Origin of the sequence: Methylobacter svalbardensis, assembly GCF_037671525.1 — a bacterium.
GTDB classification, from domain to species: domain Bacteria; phylum Pseudomonadota; class Gammaproteobacteria; order Methylococcales; family Methylomonadaceae; genus Methylobacter_A; species Methylobacter_A svalbardensis.
In genome coordinates this window covers 1-21,082 of sequence record NZ_JAWPOH010000008.1, presented here as the reverse complement: position 1 = coordinate 21,082, position 21,082 = coordinate 1, and the positions used below count along the sequence as shown (strand labels likewise).

Here is a 21,082-nt window from a genome sequence, read left to right as displayed (position 1 = left end):
CTTCACTTTAATTTTATTTAAACGTCCTATACATCCCATCCAGCACCAGCGAATTCGGGCTGACCATACCGATGACCTTGTTATTTTCAATGACCGGCGCCCTGACCAGATTGTAGTTGGCAAACAAGCGCGAACAATAGCGGATATCCATATCAGGCTGCACCGAGATCACCGGTTTGCTCATCACTTCGTAAACGTTGACCCGATCCGGCGCCCGATCTTTGGCCAGCACATGACGGGCAATATCGCCGCAATTGATCATGCCGTATTCATCGTCGTCATGGCGCTTATTGACAATAAGCACCGAGGTTTTAAGCTTTTTCATCTTTTTCAGCGCATCGTCTATGGTCGAAATGCCGTCTATGGTGCCGAAGTCGGTTTTCATTACATCCCTGACGCGAATGATAATACGTGGCTCAATCATATTTTTTATCCTCAAGTTCCTGGGTTAATTGTTCAACCTGATGCATGACACCGACGGCATCTTCAACATCAATTTGAATGGCGATGCCGGTACCGGGTTTGCTGTCGAATTGCCCAACCTTGGCGATGGTTTCCAGAATGTGCCGGCTCAGATGCTCTTCAACCAAGAACAGCAGTACATCACGCTGGGTCTCCAGCGTCAGGCCGAAAAAAGTTTTCGATTGTTTCATGCCTTCGCCGCGCGCATTGCTAACAACGGTTGCACCTTTAGCGCCGTTCTCGCGTGCGGTATCAAGCACCAGGTCGGTTTTGTCATCTTCGACAAAGGCGATAATTAATTTGAAATGCATAGTTTTCCTCAGGGTTTGGATGAAAGACTGCGTTTGTTAAGCCACTGTGCGATTTGCGCATAACCTAAAACGGCCATAATGGGACATAAACTGGCAAAGGCGATCAAGCCGAAGCCATCCAGTAACGGGTTACGACCGGGAACAGTAGAGGCCAGTCCCAAACCCAATGCGGTCACCAGCGGCACGGTGACCGTTGACGTGGTGACCCCGCCAGAATCATAGGCCAGACCAATAATCAGTTTAGGCGAAAACAGGGTTTGGACAATGACAATGATGTAACCAGTGAGAATAAAATAATAAAGCTCCATACCCGTCACAATTCGATAAGCGCCCAAGGCTATGCCGAAAGCGACGCCGAAGGACACTGCAATGCGCAAGCCCCATGCACGGACAGTGCCGCCGGAAATCTGTTCGGCTTTCATCGCCACCGCAAGCAACGAGGGCTCGGCCAAGGTGGTCGCAAAGCCGATACTGGCCGCAAAGATATACACCCAGTAATACGCTTGCCAGGCCACGTTCTGCTCAGCGGGGTCAATGCCCAGAAACTCCGGCGTAGTCAGCTGGTTTGCCATCAGCTTCCCCAACGGAAACAGCGCCATATCCAGGCCTTCCAGAAAAAACGCAATGCCGAGCAGAACATAGATAAAACCGATCAGCATTTTTTTCGGGTACGCCACCGGTTTGCGGATAACCAATACCTGAAAACCGATAATAACAGCGGCAATCGGCAAAATATCACGGCAGGTCGTCAGCAAAACCAACGCAAACTGGTTCATCCAATCAATCATATAATCATTCCGTAAGCCATCACAAAAATAATCGGCGTCAATGAGGCGAAGGCGATCAGTCCAAAGCCGTCAGTCATCGGATTGCGTCCTTTAATGGCGGTCGCCAAGCCAACGCCCAGCGCGGTCACCAGCGGAACGGTAATGGTCGAGGTGGTGACGCCGCCGGAATCGTAAGCGATGCCGATAATTTCAGGCGGCGCAAAAGGAGTCATCACAATGACTCCGCAATAACCGCCGATAATCAGGTAATACAAAGGCCAGCCCCGGATAATTCTTAATACGCCGATCAAAATAGCAAAGCCGACCGACAACGCCACAGTAAAGCGCAGTCCCAACGCATAATTATTGATCGCCTCCTCGCTGGATTCGATAATGTTGGCCTTACCGGCAATATTGGCCGCTTCCTTAGCGACGGCGATCAGCGCGGGTTCCGCCACCGTAGTGCCAAAACCCAAACAAAAAGAAAAAAGCAGCAGCCAGAATAAACTGCCTTTCCGGGCAAAGGCATAAGCCATCGACTCGCCAATCGGGAACAGGCTTTGCTCAAGCCCCTGAATAAACAGGGTAAGACCGAGAACCACGAAAAGAGTACCGACGATTAAATTGCCGACATCGGGAATAGGTTGTCGGATCACCAAAACCTGAAACACCAAAACAACCGCGAGAATAGGCACTAAGTCTAAAAAACTGTTGAACAGTTGTCTAATAAAAGCGTTTTTTAACATTCAATCTCCTTGTCTGACTTGCCTTTGCCAATCTCAGCATCGCTCAAACTCTCTTCTAAATGATTTAATTTCCCTTGCAGACCTCATGACTACCCGAACATCTCCCGCATCCAAACAAGGTTCTTTCTCGCCGATCGCAACATGCCGTTGATCACACAATTCCCTGTCTACAACACCGATGAGAATCAGATTATGCTTTCCATTCATCATCAAGTCACTGGTTTTGGCGTTTTTTAAACAGGAGCCTTTAGGCATGTCTAAAGGCTCCTGTTTAAATCATGCCGACCAGAAACAGCGTTATTCAGAATGTTGGTGATATCCGGCTTGGTCAACATCTCGTGGAGTTTTTCTGCCGCAGATTACTAAGGATCAATGATTTTATTGGCACCTGCGGCTAATAATTTTTCAGCGGATTCCGGGTCATCAACAATGGCGACAATGGTAATATTTTTATCAATCGCCCGAGCCGAAACCGTTAAAAATACATTATCAAAATGCGTGGGTAAAAACAAAAAAGGGTACCGACATTAATTAACGCCTATGCCAATGGATTTGAGCGCATCATCATTGCGAAAACCAATGACTTCAGTGTCAAAGCCTTTTTCTGCAACCTGCGCGACTTCGGCAGCATCTTTTGCTGTAAAAACAATGCTGCATTACTGCTGATTCAATCGACACATCGCTTCCAAAAAACATGATAACACGGCAATACGCTTGATCGTTGCCTCCTGCCCTTTAACCCAGGACAAACGCATATAAAAATATTCAAAAACAACAAGCTATGGGTTTATAGTAATGTTTTTTGCGGAGAAAGCAGATGAATCCTTGTTTTGTTGAGCATTTTTCAAAATTACCTGATCCCCGTGGCTTTTTGAAAGCTCAGACTGCGCAACTGCTCCGGCGACACATACAGCAACGCAATATCGCCGTTTTGTATACCCTGCAATACCTCGCCGCGCTCCGGTGCGGTCAGCATGCCGGATAAAGCGACGGCGTTGGGCGCGCCGGTTTTATTGCGCAAGTTATCCACCTGATCCTTCATCAACGCCTGTAACGGCGACACCACGATGGTTAAAACGCCGCGCCGTTGATAGCGCACTAAAGCCGGCAACTGAAAACACAACGACTTGCCGCCGGTCGGTAATATCGCAAATAACGGCTTACCGCACATCTTGGCCTTGACGATGTTTTCCTGCAAGCTGCTGCCATCAGCGGCAGGCGGTTCCTGCCTGAAATGGGTAAAGCCGAAATAACGTTCCAGCCTGTTGCTGTTGTAACGCGTCCCATTGATCATTAAACAGTGGTAAGGCTGGGCGCTTACTGTAGAAAAGCAACAATGGGTAGAGTAGAAAGCTGACTCACAACACTGCCATAGGGATTCAAAAGCCTTGCGTACCTTTTTAATTACGTTGAGTGGCAGACAAATGGAGTGGGTAAGTTATTGACTAATCCCGCGTTATTGGCTGGACTATGGGTGTTTTTTTGTAAGCGGGAAGTGTTGAATTCCTACCCCATGATGGAGCTTGCCGTTTCGCAAGAAACAGCCCAGGATTTTCTAATGTGACTGGTGTAGATAGCTATGAGACAGGGCTAACTATTGGCTTGCCCGATCAGGCAAGCCAATGAGTACTAAATCCTTAGCTTATTTCTTAGCGAATCTTTTACGCTCATTTTCAGTTAAGTATTTCTTGCGTAAGCGTATCGATTTTGGCGTGACTTCAACTAACTCATCCTCAGAGATAAATTCCAGTGCCTGCTCTAGAGTCATTTTCTGAATTCTGGCTAACACCAAACTTTCATCGGTACCTGACGCGCGAACATTGGTTAATTGTTTCGGTTTGCAGGGGTTGACGGTTAAATCATTGGTGCGTGAATGTAAGCCCACTAACATGCCTTCGTAGACTTCATCGCCATTGACCAAAAATAATTCACCACGTTCTTGTAACGGATGCAGTGAATAGGTAACGGCTTTGCCTGCAACCATTGAAATCAGCACACCACGCGAACGATTACCGACTTCGCCGGGTTTCATCGGGCCGTAATGGTCAAATACATGGTACAGCAGACCGGAACCGGAAGTGGCGGTCATAAACTCAGTTTGAAAGCCAATCAGGCCGCGTGACGGCATCATGTATTCCAGACGAATACGGCCCTTGCCGTCTGGAACCATATTGGTTAAATCACCTTTACGCTCGCCCAGTTTTTCCATGATCGTACCCTGGTGGATTTCTTCCACTTCAATGGTGACCATTTCAAAAGGCTCGCACTTTTTGCCGTCAATTTCTTTCAGAATAACTTCAGGGCGCGATACGCCCATTTCAAAGCCTTCGCGGCGCATGTTTTCAATCAATACCGATAAATGCAGCTCGCCACGACCCGATACCTGGAATTTATCCGGATCTGCAGTATCTTCAACTTTTAGCGCGACGTTATGTTGCAATTCTCTATCTAAGCGGTCGCGAATTTGGCGAGTCGTGACAAATTTACCTTCTTTCCCTGCAAACGGTGAGTTATTGACCTGAAAAGTCATCGATACCGTTGGCTCATCAACCGACAAAGGCGTCATGGCTTCTACAGTATCGGGATGGCAGATGGTGTCCGATATTTCCAGCTTTTCAATGCCGGCAAAAGCAATAATGTCGCCCGCACGCGCTTCCTGAACTTCAACGCGATCCAGACCGTGAAAGCCATAAAGCTGCAACATACGACCTTTACGTTCAACGCCGTCTCTATTAACAATAACCAGAGGCATATTAGGCTTGATGCTGCCGCGCTGAATACGACCAATACCGATGACGCCAGTGTAAGTGTTGTAATCCAGACTGGAGACCTGCATTTGGAACGGACCATCCATATCGACCGGTGGCGGACTCACTTTGGAAACAATCGTCTCAAATAATGGCGTCATATCACCGCCGGTAACCGTGTGCTCTAAACCGGCATAACCATTGATGGCCGAGGCAAACACAATAGGAAAATCCAGTTGTTCATCGGTTGCGCCTAGACGATCGAATAAATCGAAAGTTTGATCCACAACCCAATCAGGGCGAGCGCCTGGACGGTCAATTTTGTTGATAACGACAATCGGCTTTAAACCCAAAGCAAAGGCTTTTTGCGTGACAAAACGGGTTTGCGGCATAGGGCCGTCGACTGCATCAACCAGCAACAATACCGAATCAACCATCGATAATACCCGTTCCACTTCGCCGCCAAAGTCGGCATGGCCTGGGGTGTCAACGATATTGATATGATAGCCGTTCCAATCCAGCGCGGTGTTTTTGGCCAGAATGGTGATACCGCGTTCTTTTTCGATATCGTTGGAGTCCATCATCCGCTCAGTCACTTTAGTATGAGCGGCAAAGGTGCCGGACTGTTGCAATAATTTATCAACCAGAGTTGTTTTACCGTGGTCAACGTGGGCAATAATTGCAATGTTTCTTAATTTTTCGATCACTTTTATGGTCTCTAAGGGTTTAAATAAACAAATGTAGAGCGTGCTGTGCACGCTCTTTTAAACTGGGGTGGTATTTGAAAAAGGGTACGCGCTACCTACCCTGCATGATTTTGTTGAACGCACACGGCTTGGTTCAGTTTGACGATAAGATTAACTCTGCTCCCAAGGCAAGCCCTGAAAGCGCCAGCCGCCAAGATTGCCGCGATGCTTATGCTCATCCAAGGTACCTTCAAAACCGTCGACAATATTGATTAACAACCGATAACCGGCTTCTTCCAACGCTTTTGCCGCATCCAACGAGCGTTGGCCGCTACGACACAGCAATAAAATCGGCGCATTACGGTCAACTACGACGCGTTTAACATCGGCAACAAACTGTGGATTAACCTGCCAATCGGGTGCTTCCTTCCAGGGAATGGATATTGCACCGGGAGGGTGCCCTACAAAGGAATGTTCAATTTTTGTTCTTACATCCACCAATACCGCATCGGCATTATTTTGTAACAAATCCCATGCCTGTTGCGGATCTAAATTTTCTATCATCGTGTTAATCTCTGGGTGCGCTTTTGGCCGACAAACAGAATTTCAGTCGTCAGTACAGCCTACGGTTCTGCTTTTTCTTGCGTAAAAGCCTGATAAAACAGCAATCCATCCGTTTTAGAACTGTCTATTATCGCATCCCCTAGGCCACGGTCAAGAAATCGACTCTCGACGATCGGATCAAAACCGCATTCTGTACGACCATAATGGGAAATTTTTCTTGGCGGGCATGGCTATTGAGCCTCTGCCGGTTTGCCTAAGCCATCACCTAATCAATCGCCATCGACAAAATTCCAGGCAGCGACCGCCAAAAATAGACGCGCAATCAAACCTCTTATTCGGCTGCCAACTTAAGACGGAACAACGTGAAGACTATAACATGCGGAGTGCAAGCTCTGCTTGCGAACAGGCAAAGCCTGTACTCCTGATCTGTCACGCTTTAAGTTGATAATGAGTAGCCTCTTATTCCGTTCCCGGCAGACTGACCCGATGTTCCAGCCATTCCTGCAAAAAGTCCATAAAACCCCTGACCTTGGCTGACAAATACTTTCGATGCGGATAGACCGCATGAACATCCAGGGGTGGCGAGGTGTAATTTTCCAGAACAACTTTCAGCCTGCCCTTTTCAATATCTCTGCCGACAATGTAAGTTGGCAGCATGACCAGCCCCAAGCCGTTAATGGCGGCGATGCGTATCGGATCGGCCGCATTGGCCTGTATCCGCCCGGAAACCGTTATCCCGGTATAGCCGGCATCACCTTTGAACAACCATTTATTTCTCGGTGCGATAGCCCAATTAACCAGGCAGCTGTGATTTTCCAAATCTTCCGGCATCTCGGGCATACCGTATTGTTCAAAATAGTCCGGCGACCCGCAAACCACCAACGACGAACTGGCTAATTTCCGCGCAAACATACTGGTATCATCCAACGCGCCCAGAGATATAGCCAGATCAATCCCCTCATCGATCAAATCGCCGGGACTGCTCTGTAAAATCATCTCGACAGTTAAATCGGGATGCAATTTCAAAAATGCAGACACCGCGTGAGCAATATGGGTTGCGCCGATGACCGGCGGAGCGCTGATTCTTAAAACTCCCCTGGGTTCAGTCTGTAAATGCGTTACCGCGGCTTCCATCTCCTCAACCTCCAGCAACACTTGCTGACAGCGTTCCAGATAGGAGGCGCCCACGTCGGTCAGGCTTAAGCTGCGCGTAGTTCGGTTAAATAATCGCGTACCCAGAACCCCCTCAAGATGCATAATATGCTTGGTTGCCATAGCCCTGGAAATATCCAGGTCACGCGCGCCGCCAGCAAAGCTTCCGGCTCTTGCGACCCGAACAAAAACGGTCATACTGGTCAATTTATCCATTTACAAAAAACTCCCGACCTTTTCGATTCGAACAAAAATATTCATGCCGTGTGTTGTCCACTTACAATCCGCCTATCTTCTTTCCATAGCACATCTTCAATCCCGCATTGCGGCACGAAACCGGAAACGGCATCCATCAAAACGCTTCTAACCTGCTCAAAATCGTCATCTTTCGTTGCTTGCTCCAATGTCGCCAGCAGCTTTTCCAGATCAGCCCAAGGAATAACGTGCTCTTGTGCGCGCATAATTCTGGTGTGATCGGTTTTTGAAACATTATCGCCGATCAAAAGCTCTTCATACAGTTTTTCACCAGGCCTTAAACCGGTAAAACCAATCTCGATATCGCCGTCGGGATGTTCCGCATCTTTGATTTCCAGACCGCTCAAATGGATCATTCGCTTAGCCAAATCGACAATACGAATAGGTTCGCCCATATCCAGCACAAACACATCGCCGCCCAGACCCATTGCCCCAGCCTGAATAACCAACTGCGATGCCTCGGGTATGGTCATAAAATAGCGGGTGATTCTTTCGTCGGTAACCGTTACCGGCCCGCCTCTTGCTATCTGCTCTTTAAACAACGGCACCACGGAGCCTGAAGAACCCAATACATTGCCAAACCTGACCATAGTAAAACGGGTATCGGCATCCAGACTTAACGCCTGCAAAATCAATTCGGCAAAGCGTTTGGTAGCCCCCATGGTATTGGTTGGCCTGACGGCTTTATCCGTTGAAATGAGCACAAAGGTTTCAACTTTTGCGCTGATCGCCGCTTGTGCTGTTCGCAACGTTCCAAAGACATTATTCCAGACCGCTTCCCCCGGATTTCTTTCAACCATCGGCACATGCTTATAAGCTGCTGCGTGATAGATTGTTTGCACACCGAACGTCTTACACACTTTTTCAATACGCGTCTTATTCACTACCGAACCCAATACAGGAATCAGTTTTATTTCTTCAGCATTTTTTATATCGCCAGGGATGGTGTGTATGCCGTAAGGCTGCCGGGAGCAGACTCGGCAATCGCCAGGAATGGTGTGTATGCCGTCGGCCAGTCCGGAACTGGCGCGGCATTTGCTTAACAGATGCTGTAACTCTTTTTCTATCGCATAAAGCGCAAATTCACTGCTTTCAAAAAGAATCAACACATTCGGTTGCAAGCAGATAATTTGCCGACAAAGCTCAGAGCCGATTGACCCGCCCGCACCGGTTACCATCACCGCCTTACCGGCAATATTGGCATGCAGCAGCGATTGATCCGGCACCACTGCGTTGCGCCCCAAAAGATCGGCAATATCGACCTCCTGCAGCGCATCAACAGTGACTTTACCTTGGGCAATATCAGACAGGCCCGGCATAGACATCACATGAACGGCAAAAGGTTCCAACAAACGGATAATTTCACTTTTACGCGCCCGGTTGGCCGATGGCATAGCCAGCAGAACATCTGAAATCCGATGCCTTTCTATCAAGTACCTCAACGAGCTGAGCGGATAAATCCTAAGGCCGTTGACCTTTTGTTTATGCAACAACACATCGTCATCAATGAAAGCGACCGGTTTAAATTCACGCCCGTAAGCTAATGCCGAAGCCAACTGGACACCGGCGTTTCCCGCGCCATAAATCACCACATTTTTTTTGCTGTGACTTTTTACACCCCGGCCTCCTCCCAGGTTTAAATAAACCTCTCCCAACCACCAGCGCGCAAGAAAACGACTGCCGCCAACCAGCAGCATCATATTCAACCAGTTTAGCGGCAATACCGTCCGGGGAATGCCCCTGATGCCGGACTCATACAAGATAAACGCAAAAACCAGTGCATAAAGCGTAGTCGCCTGAATAATGGTCCATAAGGCCCTGACTTCTATGTAGCGAATAATCGCACGATACAGACCCAGTTTAACAAAAATCGGCACTGCGATCACAGGGGCCACAGCAAACAGATACCATTCATCGTCTTTCGGGAGATACAGCTCCCCCCAGCGCAAAGAAAGAGCTGCCCAAAGAGCCAACATGGCAAAAAATACGTCGGCGCTAATCAGGATAAAGGCCTTAGTTTGTCGCGGAAGGCCGATAAATGAAGTGCGCATTTGTGATCTCATGAATCAGTCCTGATCGTTTATCGCAAAAATCAATTTTATTATACCCGATTCAATAAGTTCATTCGGTCTGCTCAGTTTGAGCCTGCCGGTCACCCGCTTTATAATGATACACCAGCAATAATAGCGGCAAATACGCCGCCATGAGTCCAACAACACCGTCCACTTTATCCAACGCAACCAAGCTTGCAACAGGCATCAGCCAAAAAACATTAATAGCCGCTATGGCCAAGGTGACGGGGCGATGGGCACCCAAAACACGAGAGGCATATTGATAAGCATGGCTACGATGCGCCTCATAAAACTTCTCCCCTCGGAAGACCCTGCGACACAAGGTAACGGAGGCATCAACGATAAATACACCCAGCAAAATCAGCCACACCCACAATAACCGGGGATCGACCCAGGCCGCCTGCACAGAAAGCAAGGCCAGCATAATGCCTAAAAAACCGCTGCCGGCGTCCCCCATAAAAATACGCGCAGGCGGAAAATTCCAAAAAAGAAATCCCGAAACGGCTATCGCCAAAAGGAGCGGCAGCATCCAGGCGGTTGAATCCGGTGCAACTAGCCATACCATCAAAGCGCCACTGCAACAGGCCGTAATCGCCTCAATGCCGGCAAGACCATCAATGCCATCCATGAAATTGTACAGATTGAGCAGCCAGACGATATAGACCGCCGCACACACAGACCCAAGCCATCCCAAATCCAGCACATGGCCGAAAGCCGCGAGCTGTGGGAAACCGCCCAGCCAATAAAGCCCCCAAACCGCCGCACAAAAATGTACCAATAAGCGCCAGCGCGCGGCAATATGCCCGTGATCGTCCAGAAAGCCGGTTACCGCAACGGCAAAGCCTGCGCCCCATAAGGCCAAAAACACCGGGGTAAAAATCAAATCAAACTGGTTTAAAATGGGCAGAGCAATCAGCAATGACGCCACAATGGCAACACCGCCGCCGCGAGGTGTTGGCACCGAGTGTGAGCTGCGCTCATTAGGAATGTCGATTAAGTTCTTCGCTAGCGCATATTGACGCAAAAAGCCGGTGAGCATCCAGGATGCAACACCGGCCATCAAAAAAAACCACCAAAAAATCATTTACACCTCTGCTGCAGGGGCATCGGTGTATATACACAAGCAATATCACCGTCATTCCGGCAGGGATTGCCGGAATCCAGAACACAAGGATGTGAAAATAGATCAAAAAGTGGTTTCATGTGGAAAAAATGGTCTGCGCACAGGGTATTGCCATCCATGGCTTCTGGATCTCGGCAATCCCTGCCGAGATGACGAGTTGTGTAAATACCAATGGCTGTAGGCAACCCCTTGTGCTTGCCTTGATAGATAGAAGGACAGGCACAAGACCGCCCCTACGATTTACCACGACTGCATTCACTACATCCATGTGGATTATGCAATAAAAAATCTAATGCGGTTTTCTTCAAAGCTTCATCCACACTCACAGGTGGCTGCCAGCCCAGCAGATCACGCGCCTTGCTAATATCGACCTGAAGCGAATTGCACAAACGTTGCGCCATATCACGCTTCCCCAACAACATAGCGCCGGCTTTCAATAGCCAGATAGGCATAGGAAACAGTCTGGCAGGCTTGCCCAACGCGTTGCCCATGCGTTGCATCAGTTCGGTAGTCGACAGATCCTCACCGTCCCCGGTCAAAAACGTCTGATTGGCGGCAGCAGGATGAGCGATGCAGGTTACGATCAAATCGACCAAATTATCCAGGGCAACCAGACTGCGCTTGTTATGAATCGCACCCAGAGGTAACGGGACACCTTTCTCAAGCCAATGCATCATGCTGTGAAAATTGGCCTTCACACCAGGTCCGTAGACCAAAGGCGGACGAATGATCACCACTTCCATGCCGGTTTGTTCAGCCAGCTGCCGCAATGCATCTTCCGCTTCAAGCTTGGAAATGCCGTAAGGATCAATCGGCGCGGGCCGATCTTCAGCGGTATAAGGCCGCCCCAATGGCGTGGCCTCGCCGTTCACCTTAATCGAACTGATAAAAATGAAGCGTTGCACGCCTGCATCGGCGGCCTGCCGAGCAAAATTAAGGGTGCTGTCAACATTTGCCCTTCGGAATGCATCCAGCGAATCTGTTACGTTATCCTTCATTACATGCACACGTGCGGCAAGATGAATAACCGCCTTTATACCGAGCAAGGCCTCCGTCCAGTCCGTTTCACCATCTATAGCGCCGATCGGCACGGTCTCAATATTTTCGCTTTGTCCCGTTGCAGAACGCACAGCCGCACGGACATCCTGCCCTCGTCGAAATAACTCAGCACAGAGCGCTTTGCCGACAAAGCCATTGGCTCCGCTAACAAGCACCATCTTCGAGCTTGGGCTAAAGGTGCTATGCAATGTATTCCTATCCCTCATTTATTAATCACAACGCTCAGCCGATAGCTCGCCATAAAGCCAAAACATTGCTTGAGTAATTTTTCTCTGAAAAAAACAACTTTAATGGTCGGCATTTGTCAGTATCTGTTTTTTCGCATTTGTGGTCGGCAATTTTTAATGATCTTGTAATTGCTCGGAATAAAACTGCACTAATGCCTGGAATAGCTTATCAGCACTAAAGTGTACTTCAACGCGTTGTCTAGCCGCTTTACCCAAGCGTTGCAAGTAGTCTGGATGGTTGAAAACCGACAGCATCGCGGCAGTAAATTGTGCAATATTGCCCATAGAAAACAACACACCCGTCTGATCTGCTTCAATAGCATCTCGTAAACCCACAATATCGGAACCGATAGCGGGTACGCCTAATGCCGCTGCGTCAATAACAATGGTGCCAAAACCTTCACGATAACTCGGTAGACACAACACCTGACTTATCGCCAAATAACACGGATGATTTTCCACACGATCCACAAGGATGACTTGATTAAACAACGCCGGCTGACTCTGTTGCAAGGCTGCCAGTTCACCCTTTGACTCATCAGGACCAATAAACAACAAGCGGCATTCAGGATGTCGCGCGGCAACTTCAGAGAATGCTCTGATCATATCCAAGGCACCTTTATCACGCGTTTTTCGGGCGATAAAAGCAAAGACGAAATGCTCGGTTGTTAAGCCTAATTCCTTACGCAATGCGTTTGCAGGCTGTACCAAGGCATTTGCGGCAAAGCGGCTAAGATCAACACCCGTCAACGAACCTTTAGCCAATACCGGCATCGGTTGGTTTCGATGCGCTAGGCCGTGCTCGTACAAGAACTGTGATTGCGAGGGACTGTCTGTCAAACAAACCGTGTTTAAGGTATTGATCAGCTTATCCATGTTATAAAGAAAAAACCTGGCTACGCCGCGTTTGGTTGCCCATACCTGACCGGTGAAGGTGTGAATACGCACCGGAACCCGACAGAGAAAACCCGCTAGCGCAGTTAATAAACCCGCCTTGGGCATAATCGAATGGACAATATCGGGTTTATAACGGACAAACAGTCTACACAGCGAGAATAGCGCCTCAATATCCGATGACACACTGATTTTTCGGCATAAATCAATGTCTACCCAGGTAACATTGGGATACCTCTGTCGATAGCCGGAAACGTCTTGCCCAACCACGCAAATCTCAAAATTATCAGGTAACCGTTTTAAGGTATTGTCTAAATGCCACGCCACCACAAAGGACGCGGTAACTACATAGATAATTTTAACTTTCTGGCTTTGCCCGGTAAATGCCTCAGTTTTTGACATGATTTACCAGCTCAGTAATACCCTTTTCCATAGAAATAGTGTTTTTAAAACCTAATTCGGCCTCAATTCGAGTCGTCTTATAAATATGTCTATTAGTGAGCGCTTTCACTCTCGATAGACTTAAAGGAAATTGGGGAATATGACCAAACACGGTAGCCAGTAACCGTATTAAGGATTCGGGCAGCCTCTTCTGAGGCGCTTTTTTTGCTAATGCGCTTGCAATAATGCTAACAAAGTCCTCTAGTTTTCGATAATCGGAGATAACATAGACTCGACCATTAGCCGGCAGTTTTGAGACTCCACAAAGCATCAACGCGTCAATAACATTTTCCACATGAATATAATTAGCAATAGCGCCCTTTCGTCCTATAAAGAAAAACCAGCCGCGATTGATCATTTTAATGAGTTGAAAAAGAGATGAGTTCGGCATGTCGACACCGTAAACATTAGATGGCCTCAGCACAACACATTCCAAGTTCTGATGACGAATAGCCGATAACACTAAGTTATCAGCTTCGGCTTTGGAAATTTCATAAGCATTAGCCGGATTCATTGCCGCATTCTCATCAATATCGCTTTCTGGTCTGATGCCATAAACGCCGGTACTGCTTAATTGCACCCAGCGTTTTACTTTACCCTTGGCAACGGCTAACAAATTTGCCGTCCCTAGTACATTGGTATTGTGCATCTTAGTCTCATCATGCAATTCTGCCGCACAATGATAAAGCACATCCACCCCTTGTACAAACTGTTGCAAATCATCCGTAGGAGAGCATAAATCAGCAATATAAGCAGACGCTCCAGCAATAACCCTGGATTTTTTACGCGTCAAATAGCGCACTTGATCACCGCGAGCAATATGCCTCGCTATCAAATATCTACCAATAAACCCCGTTCCCCCTGTAACAGCGACTATCACCAACGAACTCCAAAAATTAAATTCAATTCAAATCAAGCTCGTACCCATCAGATACGATTAATCAAGATAACCAGCCGTAAAATCAGATTATCTGACCATTTTTGCCGCCAAATTTGTTTCGAAAATGCCAACCGAATACGACTCCAATAGGATGATTTTGCCTTGATAAACTGATTCAGAATCTGCCGATCAGATAATGGAATACTGCTTTCAAACAGGTTAGAAAAAACAGCGGCCTGTTCGCTTATCCAAAGCCGCCCGCTTACCATCCTAGCTAATTTTCTTTTTAATACCTGAAACTTACTTGTTGCCGCGCCAATGGCGTTATTGCCATGCTGCCGATATCTAAGGTGAGGATTGCTATCGAAAATCACCTCACCAAAACAAGAGACAAGCAAATAACACCACCAATCATGTATATACACATTGTCAGGAAGCTTACTGCAAATCATATCCAGTGCCTTTCTATTCAGCATCATAGTACAGCCAACCGCAATATTTTCAACCAAGGCGTTACCAAAGCCGATTTTTCTTGGTATTGCCGTCAAGCCGATAGGATTTAACTGCTCGTCAACAATTTCTAAACGTGAACAATACAAGGCAGGAGGGTCGACAAGCGCGGCCAATGCAGAAACTGCACACTCGATTTTATCAGGCAGCCACACATCATCTTGATCGCAAAAAGCCACATATTCAGTGTCCGATAATGCCGCTAGACGTAATAACTCAAAAAAACTACGTGTTGCTCCTAAGTTAGTATGCCCCTCTAGTAGCTCTATAGCCCCTCTTACTTGCTCAGCCTCCAAAAATTCCCGTGTTGCGTCGGTCGAGCCATCATCGCGCACCAAAATTTTGATGTTCCGATAAGTTTGCTCGTATAGGCTATTAAGCTGTTGCTTGAGAAATTTACTACCGTTATACGTAGATAATAAAACAGTTACTTTTCCCTGAGTCATATTTTCAACATCCTTAACTTACATTGCTCCTGTTAGTTGAATCATGCCTGTCCGATTTAGTGTAGTCACCTTACGTAGGTTAGGCGCGCAGGGTAAAGCTTGTTGAGGCATCCACCCGCTCTTTTATCGCGCCGTAACCCGACGTGTCTACCTCAGCGATCCGCTCCATGGTGATTTCTTATCAATTCATCATACAGATCCACATACGACTTCACCATCTGCTCAGCCGTAAAGTGCTTCCAATATCGCTGCTCGGCACGTCTGCCCATGTCTGCCGCTTCCTCAGGATGTTCCCACAGATAACTCATCGCTTGCCGCAACGCCACCGGGTCGCTGGGCGGCACGACCAGCCCGGTCTCATCCCCGATGTTGATAAAGGTCGTGCCGGTGCCAATCTCGCTGGAGATCATCGGCTTGCCGTACATCGCGCCTTCCAGCAGCGAGAGACCAAAAGCCTCAGAGCGCAGATGCGAAGGAAAAACCACCCCATAACACAGCATTAACAGAGCGACTTTATCCTCATCCGGGACAGCGCCCAGAAAGAAAATATTGCGTAAACCCAGTCGCGCCGCCTGTGCTTTCAATTCCGCCTCAATCGGACCGGCGCCAACAATCACGATGGGGAATTCGGTTCCTTGCGCAGCCTCCAGCAAGATGTGCAGTCCCTTGTAGTAACGCAGCATCCCGACAAAAAGAAAAAAGCGCCCCCCCACTTTTGAACGCCACTTTGCAAGCAGCTCAAGCGTGGGCGACGGATAGGTCGACTTATCCAAGCCATAGGTGATTTCCACGACCTTGTCGCGAAAACGATTCAACACCGGACTGGTAGCCAAGTAGTTAGGGGAAGTTGCGATGATCCGATCAACACTGGCGAGAAAACGGTTTTTCAGCGGGCGGTACAGCTTCAGTAATGTCTTTTGCCGGATAATATCCGAGTGATAAGTGACGACAGTCGGTTTGCCATGGCTGGTGGCAAAATGGACTATATCCATGAACGGCCACGGATAGTGCAAATGAATGATGTCAGCTTGCTTGGCAAGTGCGGAGAACTTACGAAAAGCCGACAGCGAAAATCCCGTGGATGCCAGCTGCAAGTCTAGCTGAGCCTGATGCACAAGATGCCCGGAATACTCTATAGGTTGTTCATGTGCGTTAGCGGAGAGCGCCAGCACCTCGCTGGTATAGCCATAGCGAGCGGTTCCCTTGCACAGCTGAAAAATAACCTGTTCAATCCCGCCAAATGAATCCGGATAATAAGTCTTGAAAAAATGCAGAACCCGCGGCGACTCTTTGCTCATGAACTCACCTCACCATATACCGCCACAGTTTCCTCGGCGCAACGTTGCCAACTGAAACCGGCTGCTTGCAACAAGCCTTTGCTTTTCGCCTTATCGCGCCAGATTTCATCCTCCAATCCTGTTGCGATCAATCGGCATAAAGTATCCACATCCTGCGGTTCGCACATGGCTGCGGCATCACCAGCCACTTCAGGCAACGTCGATGAATTGGAACAAACGACCGGAATACCAGAAGCCATCGCTTCAAGCACCGGTAAACCAAAGCCCTCATATAATGACGGAAACACAAAAACGCGCGCACCCGCATAGATCAATGGAAGCTCATCAGCAGCCACAAAACCCAAATAACGCGCCCAGCCCTCTGACACGGCTGCTTCAATGCGGGCATGCAGCTGTTCACTACGCCAGCCACGATAGCCTATCAATACCAGCGGATAGCGTTGTCTGATAGAAGGCGGCAGCAGCGCATAGGCATCCAGCAGCACTTCCAGGTTTTTACGCGGCTCAATAGTCCCCACATACAAGCTGTAACCGCCTAATCTTAAGCCATGTCTGCCTAATACAGGGCTTAGCTCGTCCGCTGTTCTGGGTCGAAAATCTTCCGAACACGCCAAGGGAACGGCGCGGATTTTCTCCAGCGGCCAGCCAAAATAAGCGGCGACCTCCTGCCGCGTATATTCCGAATCCGTTATCAGCATGTCCGCCCTCTTAAGTGTCAGAGCGATTTCTTTGCGCATGAACCTTACCCGCTCAGGAGGATGACAGTCTGCCCAAGTAAAGACCGAAAGATCATGAAAAGTACACACCCTAGGCCCGTCAAACGGCGGCAAATAAAAATTTGGCCCATGAAAAACATGATCTGAATGACCACGCAACGCGTAACGTTTGATCAGCGGCGATGCCAAATGAAACATTTCGACCGTCAACCGATTCTTAAGAATTGTCCGACGAATATTGATTGAAGACGAAGCTATGGGTTTAGCCGATTGCCTGGACTCAGGAAGATCGTCGGCAAAGCGATAACCCGAGAAAAAACGCAGTTGCTCAAGCTGCGATATTTTTTCAAGATGCCGCGCCAGCTCAAACGTGTAACGTCCAATACCGGTCAGCGGAAACCGCACCGGGTCAATCGATAAAATAACTTTCATGCGCCTGCCGACAACATCCAGCTTAAGGTATCCTCCAGCGGGGGGTGCTGTAACTGACCTATGCAAGCTTCCAGCTTGGCCGGGTTACCGCACAGGCGATGTACCTCGTTGGCGCGAATAAAATCAGGATTCACCTTGACAGCCAAATCATGTCCGGTAATTTCTTTCAATGCCTCTATCGCGGACTTAAGACTGACCGGTCGCCCCGAACATACGTTATACGTTTGTCCCGGCTGTCCCAGTTGCAACAGGCGCAGATAAGCTGTGCACACAGTGCGCACATCATTAAACTCTCGCTCAACATCCAGGTTACCCAGTTCAATAGTGTCAGCCCGCCGGACAAAATGCGCCACCAGCTTGGGAATCACAAAGCGCGTATCATGCCCTATTCCTGTGTAATTAAACGGTCGCACCGTCACCAGCGGCAAACGCTCCGCAAACGTCGCCGACATGAATTCCATCGCCAGCTTACTCATCGCATAGTGATTCACCGGTGCCGGACAAGTAGATTCGTCGATCGGTGATGTGTCCACATTACCATAAACATTGGCACTGCTAGCCAAGAGTACCCGCTTAGGAGCCTGGGGCAAAGCAGCCAGCGCCTTCAGTAAATTCAAGGTGCCGAACAGGTTGACTCGGTAAAGCGCTTCTTCATCAGCATGGGTCACTGCACTAATTGCCGCGAGATGCACCACAAAATCCGGTGCAGCTGCGGCAGTCTCGGCAGCCACCGCTTTTGCATCGGTCAGATCAGCGGATAGCGGATGTACCTCGTAGCCGGCCAGCTGTGCGGCTTTAGCAAAATGCCGCCCGGTAAAGCCACGCGCTCCGGTCAATAACAGTTTGGACATTAAAACGAGAACCCCTCAGCATTGCGCCGCAAATCAGCCTCTACCATCATCTGGCACAATTCCTCCAGCGTGGTCTTCGGCTCCCAGCCCAGTTTGGCTTTAACCTTGGCGGGGTTACCGATCAGCAGCTCCACCTCGGCCGGACGATAAAACTTGGGATTGACACACATCACCACCTTGCCGGTTACAGTATCAATAGCGGTTTCATTTTCTGCCGAACCTCTAAACTCCACCGAAATGCCGGCGCCCTTGAAGGCCATGCGCACGAAATCGCGGACTGTTTCGGTACGATTGGTCGCCAACACAAAAGTGTCAGGCTCATCCGCCTGCAACATGCGCCACATGCCCTCTACATACTCTTGGGCAAAACCCCAGTCGCGTTTTGCATCAATGTTACCCAGCTCCATACAGTCCAGTTTGCCCAGCTTAATCTTGGCCACAGAATCAGTGATCTTGCGGGTCACAAACTCTCGCCCGCGCAACGGCGACTCATGATTGAACAGAATGCCGCTACAGCCGAAAATGCCGTAACTCTCGCGGTAATTGATCGTCATCCAGTGCGCATACAACTTGGCCACGCCGTAGGGGCTGCGCGGATAGAAAGGCGTATCTTCGATTTGCGGAATGGCCTGCACCTTACCGAACATTTCCGATGTGCTGGCTTGATAGAAGCGAATCTTGGGGTTAACGATACGAATCGCCTCCAACAGATTCACTGGGCCGATGCCCGTGATTTCTGCGGTAGTCACGGGTTGATCGAACGACACCCCGACAAAGCTTTGTGCGGCAAGGTTATAGACCTCCATCGCCCCTGTACTTTGCAATAAACGAATACTGGATGAGAGATCGGTGAGATCATATTCCACCAAATGAAGATTAGGGTTTTTATCGATCCCCAACTCTTGAATCCGCCAGAAATTGACTGAGCTGGTGCGACGATAAGTACCATAAACGGTATAACCCTTTGCCAACAGGAGTTGCGCTAAATAGGCTCCGTCTTGGCCAGTGATTCCAGTGATGATTGCTTTATTCAAGTTACTTATCCCATGTTAATTATATTCAAAACTTCTAAATGCTTGGCTGCCACATTTAACTCTAGTTAGATTCAAGTTAGAAGTGCAACAGCTAATGTTGACTGGGTATATTATCAGGTTATTTTAAATTGCCTATCCGGTTTAGTCGTCACTTCATTTGACACAGTGGAACTGCGCCGGCAAGTAATTTCAAGTAGCAACTCTGCATAGTTTCATTTTCCGCATAAGGGGATAGAGGTGTCTACACAATTTATATCGCCGTCATTCCGGCAGGGATTGCCGGACCCGTTAGAGCGCGAAGCGAATCCAGAACACAGGGATGTGAAAAATAGATCAAAAACGGTTTCATATGACTAAAAAATGGTCTGCGAGTTCCAACGTTGCCATCCATGGCTTCTCGGCAACTGCTCCTGCGTTGCTCTACCTCCTGCATAACCCACAGGGATGTGGGGAATGCAGATATTGCATAACGCCATGGATGGCGTGTAGTAGAGTAATGCAGGAGCAATTACCGAGGACCAAATATCTGTCCATACAAGTCGTAGATCACGGCACAAATCTGTCTGGAACAGACTTGCATTAACCCGAAGGGTGTCAGGCAGGAAGCCTGACGTAAATCCCTGCCGAGATGACGAGTTATGTAGATACCTATGGCATAGGGGTCAATAGCAGTTCAAAATATTCGCCGTATTGAGTTATCTTTCTCGGTAAAATCGCTTGCCGCTCTATGTTTTCGTTTGCACCTCAGTGTCAGACTCATTTTTTGTTAACACGAATCCGCTGTACAGTTTTTTATGCAGCTACAGAATCAAAGCGATGAATGCGCAAGAGTTCGTCATGCAGTGAAGTTTCAGCCTCTTCGGTATCGTAATCGGCTTGCAATCCAAGCCAGAAACCAGGCGAAGTACCAAAGAACGCAGCCAGTCGCAAGGCCGTGTCCGCTGTGACAGCACGCTTGCCCGCGCAAATAGCCGAAATACGCGCATCAGTGACGCCGATTCCCTTTGCCAGCCGGTACTGGCTAATCTGCAGCGGGATAAGAAATTCCTCGCGCAACACCTCGCCTGGGTGAATGTTGGGTAGTCTATTCATATTGTTTCCTCAGTGGTAATCACAGATTTCGACCCGTTCCGCGTGCCCATCGTTCCAGACAAAACATACCCGCCACTGGTCGTTGATACGGATGCTCCATTGCCCTTTATGATTTCCCTTTAGTAACTGATGTTACGCAGCCAGTAATTTTTGCAACTCTTCATAAGCTATCTGGTTCGCTTTGATAAACAGCTTAGTTCTTAGCGCAAAATGATTGGCCTTGTATTTTATCTTCAGACATTCCAGCTTGAACACCGCATAGATCGACATGAAGACATGGTTGTTCTGAGTAGTGACCGTACGGGTTGGTGACTTTG

Annotated in this window: 21 protein-coding genes and 2 pseudogenes; all 23 read right to left on the bottom strand. The window is 48.5% G+C overall.

Annotation, left to right across the window (positions count from 1 at the left end; all coding sequences use genetic code 11):
- Nucleotides 1–13 precede the first annotated feature (13 nt).
- Nucleotides 14–424 carry a CBS domain-containing protein gene (locus RW114_RS05000; protein WP_340121620.1) on the bottom strand — a complete coding sequence of 137 codons (411 nt, stop codon included), beginning with the start codon at nucleotides 422–424 and terminating at the stop codon, nucleotides 14–16.
- Complete coding sequence (locus RW114_RS04995) at nucleotides 417–773, bottom strand: P-II family nitrogen regulator (protein ID WP_340121619.1); 357 nt, start codon at nucleotides 771–773, stop codon at nucleotides 417–419. The genes RW114_RS05000 and RW114_RS04995 overlap by 8 nt, the downstream gene beginning before the upstream one ends.
- An 8-nt stretch (nucleotides 774–781) precedes the next feature.
- On the bottom strand, nucleotides 782–1,561 hold the full coding sequence (locus tag RW114_RS04990) for a DUF1538 domain-containing protein (RefSeq protein ID WP_340121618.1): 780 nt from the start codon (nucleotides 1,559–1,561) through the stop codon (nucleotides 782–784).
- Nucleotides 1,558–2,286, bottom strand: coding sequence for a DUF1538 family protein (locus RW114_RS04985; RefSeq protein WP_340121617.1), 729 nt, complete (start codon nucleotides 2,284–2,286; stop codon nucleotides 1,558–1,560). The genes RW114_RS04990 and RW114_RS04985 overlap by 4 nt, the downstream gene beginning before the upstream one ends.
- Nucleotides 2,287–2,319: 33 nt before the next feature.
- Complete coding sequence (locus RW114_RS04980) at nucleotides 2,320–2,541, bottom strand: hypothetical protein (protein WP_340121616.1); 222 nt, start codon at nucleotides 2,539–2,541, stop codon at nucleotides 2,320–2,322.
- A 107-nt stretch (nucleotides 2,542–2,648) separates the two neighbouring features.
- Complete coding sequence (locus tag RW114_RS04975) at nucleotides 2,649–2,798, bottom strand: NAD-binding protein (RefSeq protein WP_340121615.1); 150 nt, start codon at nucleotides 2,796–2,798, stop codon at nucleotides 2,649–2,651.
- A 338-nt stretch (nucleotides 2,799–3,136) separates the two neighbouring features.
- Nucleotides 3,137–3,580 carry a DEAD/DEAH box helicase gene (locus RW114_RS04970; protein WP_340121614.1) on the bottom strand — a complete coding sequence of 148 codons (444 nt, stop codon included), beginning with the start codon at nucleotides 3,578–3,580 and terminating at the stop codon, nucleotides 3,137–3,139.
- Nucleotides 3,581–3,928: 348 nt separating this feature from the next.
- The gene (typA, locus tag RW114_RS04965) at nucleotides 3,929–5,740 is read right to left on the bottom strand and encodes a translational GTPase TypA (RefSeq protein ID WP_340121613.1); all 1,812 of its coding nucleotides are present in this window, start codon (nucleotides 5,738–5,740) and stop codon (nucleotides 3,929–3,931) included.
- Between the two features lie 150 nt (nucleotides 5,741–5,890).
- Complete coding sequence (locus tag RW114_RS04960) at nucleotides 5,891–6,283, bottom strand: rhodanese-like domain-containing protein (protein ID WP_340121612.1); 393 nt, start codon at nucleotides 6,281–6,283, stop codon at nucleotides 5,891–5,893.
- A 459-nt stretch (nucleotides 6,284–6,742) separates the two neighbouring features.
- Nucleotides 6,743–7,651, bottom strand: coding sequence for a LysR family transcriptional regulator (locus tag RW114_RS04955; RefSeq protein WP_340121611.1), 909 nt, complete (start codon nucleotides 7,649–7,651; stop codon nucleotides 6,743–6,745).
- 41 nt (nucleotides 7,652–7,692) lie between these two features.
- The gene (locus RW114_RS04950; RefSeq protein ID WP_340121610.1) at nucleotides 7,693–9,753 is read right to left on the bottom strand and encodes a polysaccharide biosynthesis protein; all 2,061 of its coding nucleotides are present in this window, start codon (nucleotides 9,751–9,753) and stop codon (nucleotides 7,693–7,695) included.
- Nucleotides 9,754–9,811: 58 nt separating this feature from the next.
- Nucleotides 9,812–10,846, bottom strand: a complete 1,035-nt coding sequence (locus tag RW114_RS04945) for an MraY family glycosyltransferase (RefSeq protein ID WP_340121609.1) — start codon at nucleotides 10,844–10,846, stop codon at nucleotides 9,812–9,814.
- A 272-nt stretch (nucleotides 10,847–11,118) separates the two neighbouring features.
- A complete protein-coding gene (locus RW114_RS04940) occupies nucleotides 11,119–12,102 on the bottom strand; it encodes a UDP-glucose 4-epimerase family protein (protein WP_340121608.1) in 984 nt (327 codons plus the stop codon).
- Nucleotides 12,103–12,285: 183 nt separating this feature from the next.
- Entirely contained in the window at nucleotides 12,286–13,467 is a 1,182-nt protein-coding gene (locus RW114_RS04935) for a glycosyltransferase (RefSeq protein ID WP_340121607.1), read from the bottom strand.
- Nucleotides 13,454–14,386 (bottom strand): NAD-dependent epimerase/dehydratase family protein, encoded by a 933-nt coding sequence (locus tag RW114_RS04930; RefSeq protein ID WP_340121606.1) that lies wholly within the window; start codon nucleotides 14,384–14,386, stop codon nucleotides 13,454–13,456. Before RW114_RS04930 ends, RW114_RS04935 begins: the two co-directional genes overlap by 14 nt.
- A gap of 47 nt (nucleotides 14,387–14,433) precedes the next feature.
- Nucleotides 14,434–15,342: a glycosyltransferase family 2 protein gene (locus RW114_RS04925; protein WP_340121605.1), complete on the bottom strand. Its 909-nt coding sequence runs from the start codon at nucleotides 15,340–15,342 to the stop codon at nucleotides 14,434–14,436.
- A 152-nt stretch (nucleotides 15,343–15,494) separates the two neighbouring features.
- Complete coding sequence (locus RW114_RS04920) at nucleotides 15,495–16,640, bottom strand: glycosyltransferase family 4 protein (protein ID WP_340121604.1); 1,146 nt, start codon at nucleotides 16,638–16,640, stop codon at nucleotides 15,495–15,497.
- A complete protein-coding gene (locus tag RW114_RS04915) occupies nucleotides 16,637–17,788 on the bottom strand; it encodes a glycosyltransferase family 4 protein (protein WP_340121603.1) in 1,152 nt (383 codons plus the stop codon). Before RW114_RS04915 ends, RW114_RS04920 begins: the two co-directional genes overlap by 4 nt.
- Nucleotides 17,785–18,639 carry a GDP-mannose 4,6-dehydratase gene (locus tag RW114_RS04910; RefSeq protein WP_340121602.1) on the bottom strand — a complete coding sequence of 285 codons (855 nt, stop codon included), beginning with the start codon at nucleotides 18,637–18,639 and terminating at the stop codon, nucleotides 17,785–17,787. Before RW114_RS04910 ends, RW114_RS04915 begins: the two co-directional genes overlap by 4 nt.
- A complete protein-coding gene (gene gmd / locus RW114_RS04905; RefSeq protein ID WP_340121601.1) occupies nucleotides 18,639–19,673 on the bottom strand; it encodes a GDP-mannose 4,6-dehydratase in 1,035 nt (344 codons plus the stop codon). Before gmd ends, RW114_RS04910 begins: the two co-directional genes overlap by 1 nt.
- Before the next feature lie 792 nt (nucleotides 19,674–20,465).
- A complete protein-coding gene (locus RW114_RS04900) occupies nucleotides 20,466–20,765 on the bottom strand; it encodes a HigA family addiction module antitoxin (protein ID WP_340121600.1) in 300 nt (99 codons plus the stop codon).
- 9 nt (nucleotides 20,766–20,774) lie between these two features.
- Nucleotides 20,775–20,882 (bottom strand): annotated as a pseudogene (locus RW114_RS04895) (type II toxin-antitoxin system RelE/ParE family toxin); the annotation flags it as partial.
- Between the two features lie 15 nt (nucleotides 20,883–20,897).
- A pseudogene (locus RW114_RS04890) lies at nucleotides 20,898–21,082 on the bottom strand (IS701 family transposase); the annotation flags it as partial.

Excerpts from the sequence above, each read along its gene's own strand:
- RW114_RS05000 (WP_340121620.1), bottom strand. The coding sequence starts at position 424 with ATGATTGAGCCACGTATTATCATTCGCGTCAGGGATGTAATGAAAACC.
- RW114_RS04990 (WP_340121618.1), bottom strand. The coding sequence starts at position 1,561 with ATGATTGATTGGATGAACCAGTTTGCGTTGGTTTTGCTGACGACCTGC.
- RW114_RS04920 (WP_340121604.1), bottom strand. The coding sequence starts at position 16,640 with ATGAGCAAAGAGTCGCCGCGGGTTCTGCATTTTTTCAAGACTTATTAT.
- RW114_RS04955 (WP_340121611.1), bottom strand. The coding sequence starts at position 7,651 with ATGGATAAATTGACCAGTATGACCGTTTTTGTTCGGGTCGCAAGAGCC.
- RW114_RS04935 (WP_340121607.1), bottom strand. The coding sequence starts at position 13,467 with ATGTCAAAAACTGAGGCATTTACCGGGCAAAGCCAGAAAGTTAAAATT.
- RW114_RS04940 (WP_340121608.1), bottom strand. The coding sequence starts at position 12,102 with ATGGTGCTTGTTAGCGGAGCCAATGGCTTTGTCGGCAAAGCGCTCTGT.
- RW114_RS04900 (WP_340121600.1), bottom strand. The coding sequence starts at position 20,765 with ATGAATAGACTACCCAACATTCACCCAGGCGAGGTGTTGCGCGAGGAA.
- RW114_RS04910 (WP_340121602.1), bottom strand. The coding sequence starts at position 18,639 with ATGTCCAAACTGTTATTGACCGGAGCGCGTGGCTTTACCGGGCGGCAT.
- RW114_RS04925 (WP_340121605.1), bottom strand. The coding sequence starts at position 15,342 with ATGACTCAGGGAAAAGTAACTGTTTTATTATCTACGTATAACGGTAGT.
- RW114_RS04950 (WP_340121610.1), bottom strand. The coding sequence starts at position 9,753 with ATGAGATCACAAATGCGCACTTCATTTATCGGCCTTCCGCGACAAACT.
- RW114_RS04915 (WP_340121603.1), bottom strand. The coding sequence starts at position 17,788 with ATGAAAGTTATTTTATCGATTGACCCGGTGCGGTTTCCGCTGACCGGT.
- RW114_RS04995 (WP_340121619.1), bottom strand. The coding sequence starts at position 773 with ATGCATTTCAAATTAATTATCGCCTTTGTCGAAGATGACAAAACCGAC.
- RW114_RS04945 (WP_340121609.1), bottom strand. The coding sequence starts at position 10,846 with ATGATTTTTTGGTGGTTTTTTTTGATGGCCGGTGTTGCATCCTGGATG.
- RW114_RS04970 (WP_340121614.1), bottom strand. The coding sequence starts at position 3,580 with ATGATCAATGGGACGCGTTACAACAGCAACAGGCTGGAACGTTATTTC.
- RW114_RS04960 (WP_340121612.1), bottom strand. The coding sequence starts at position 6,283 with ATGATAGAAAATTTAGATCCGCAACAGGCATGGGATTTGTTACAAAAT.
- RW114_RS04985 (WP_340121617.1), bottom strand. The coding sequence starts at position 2,286 with ATGTTAAAAAACGCTTTTATTAGACAACTGTTCAACAGTTTTTTAGAC.
- RW114_RS04980 (WP_340121616.1), bottom strand. The coding sequence starts at position 2,541 with ATGCCTAAAGGCTCCTGTTTAAAAAACGCCAAAACCAGTGACTTGATG.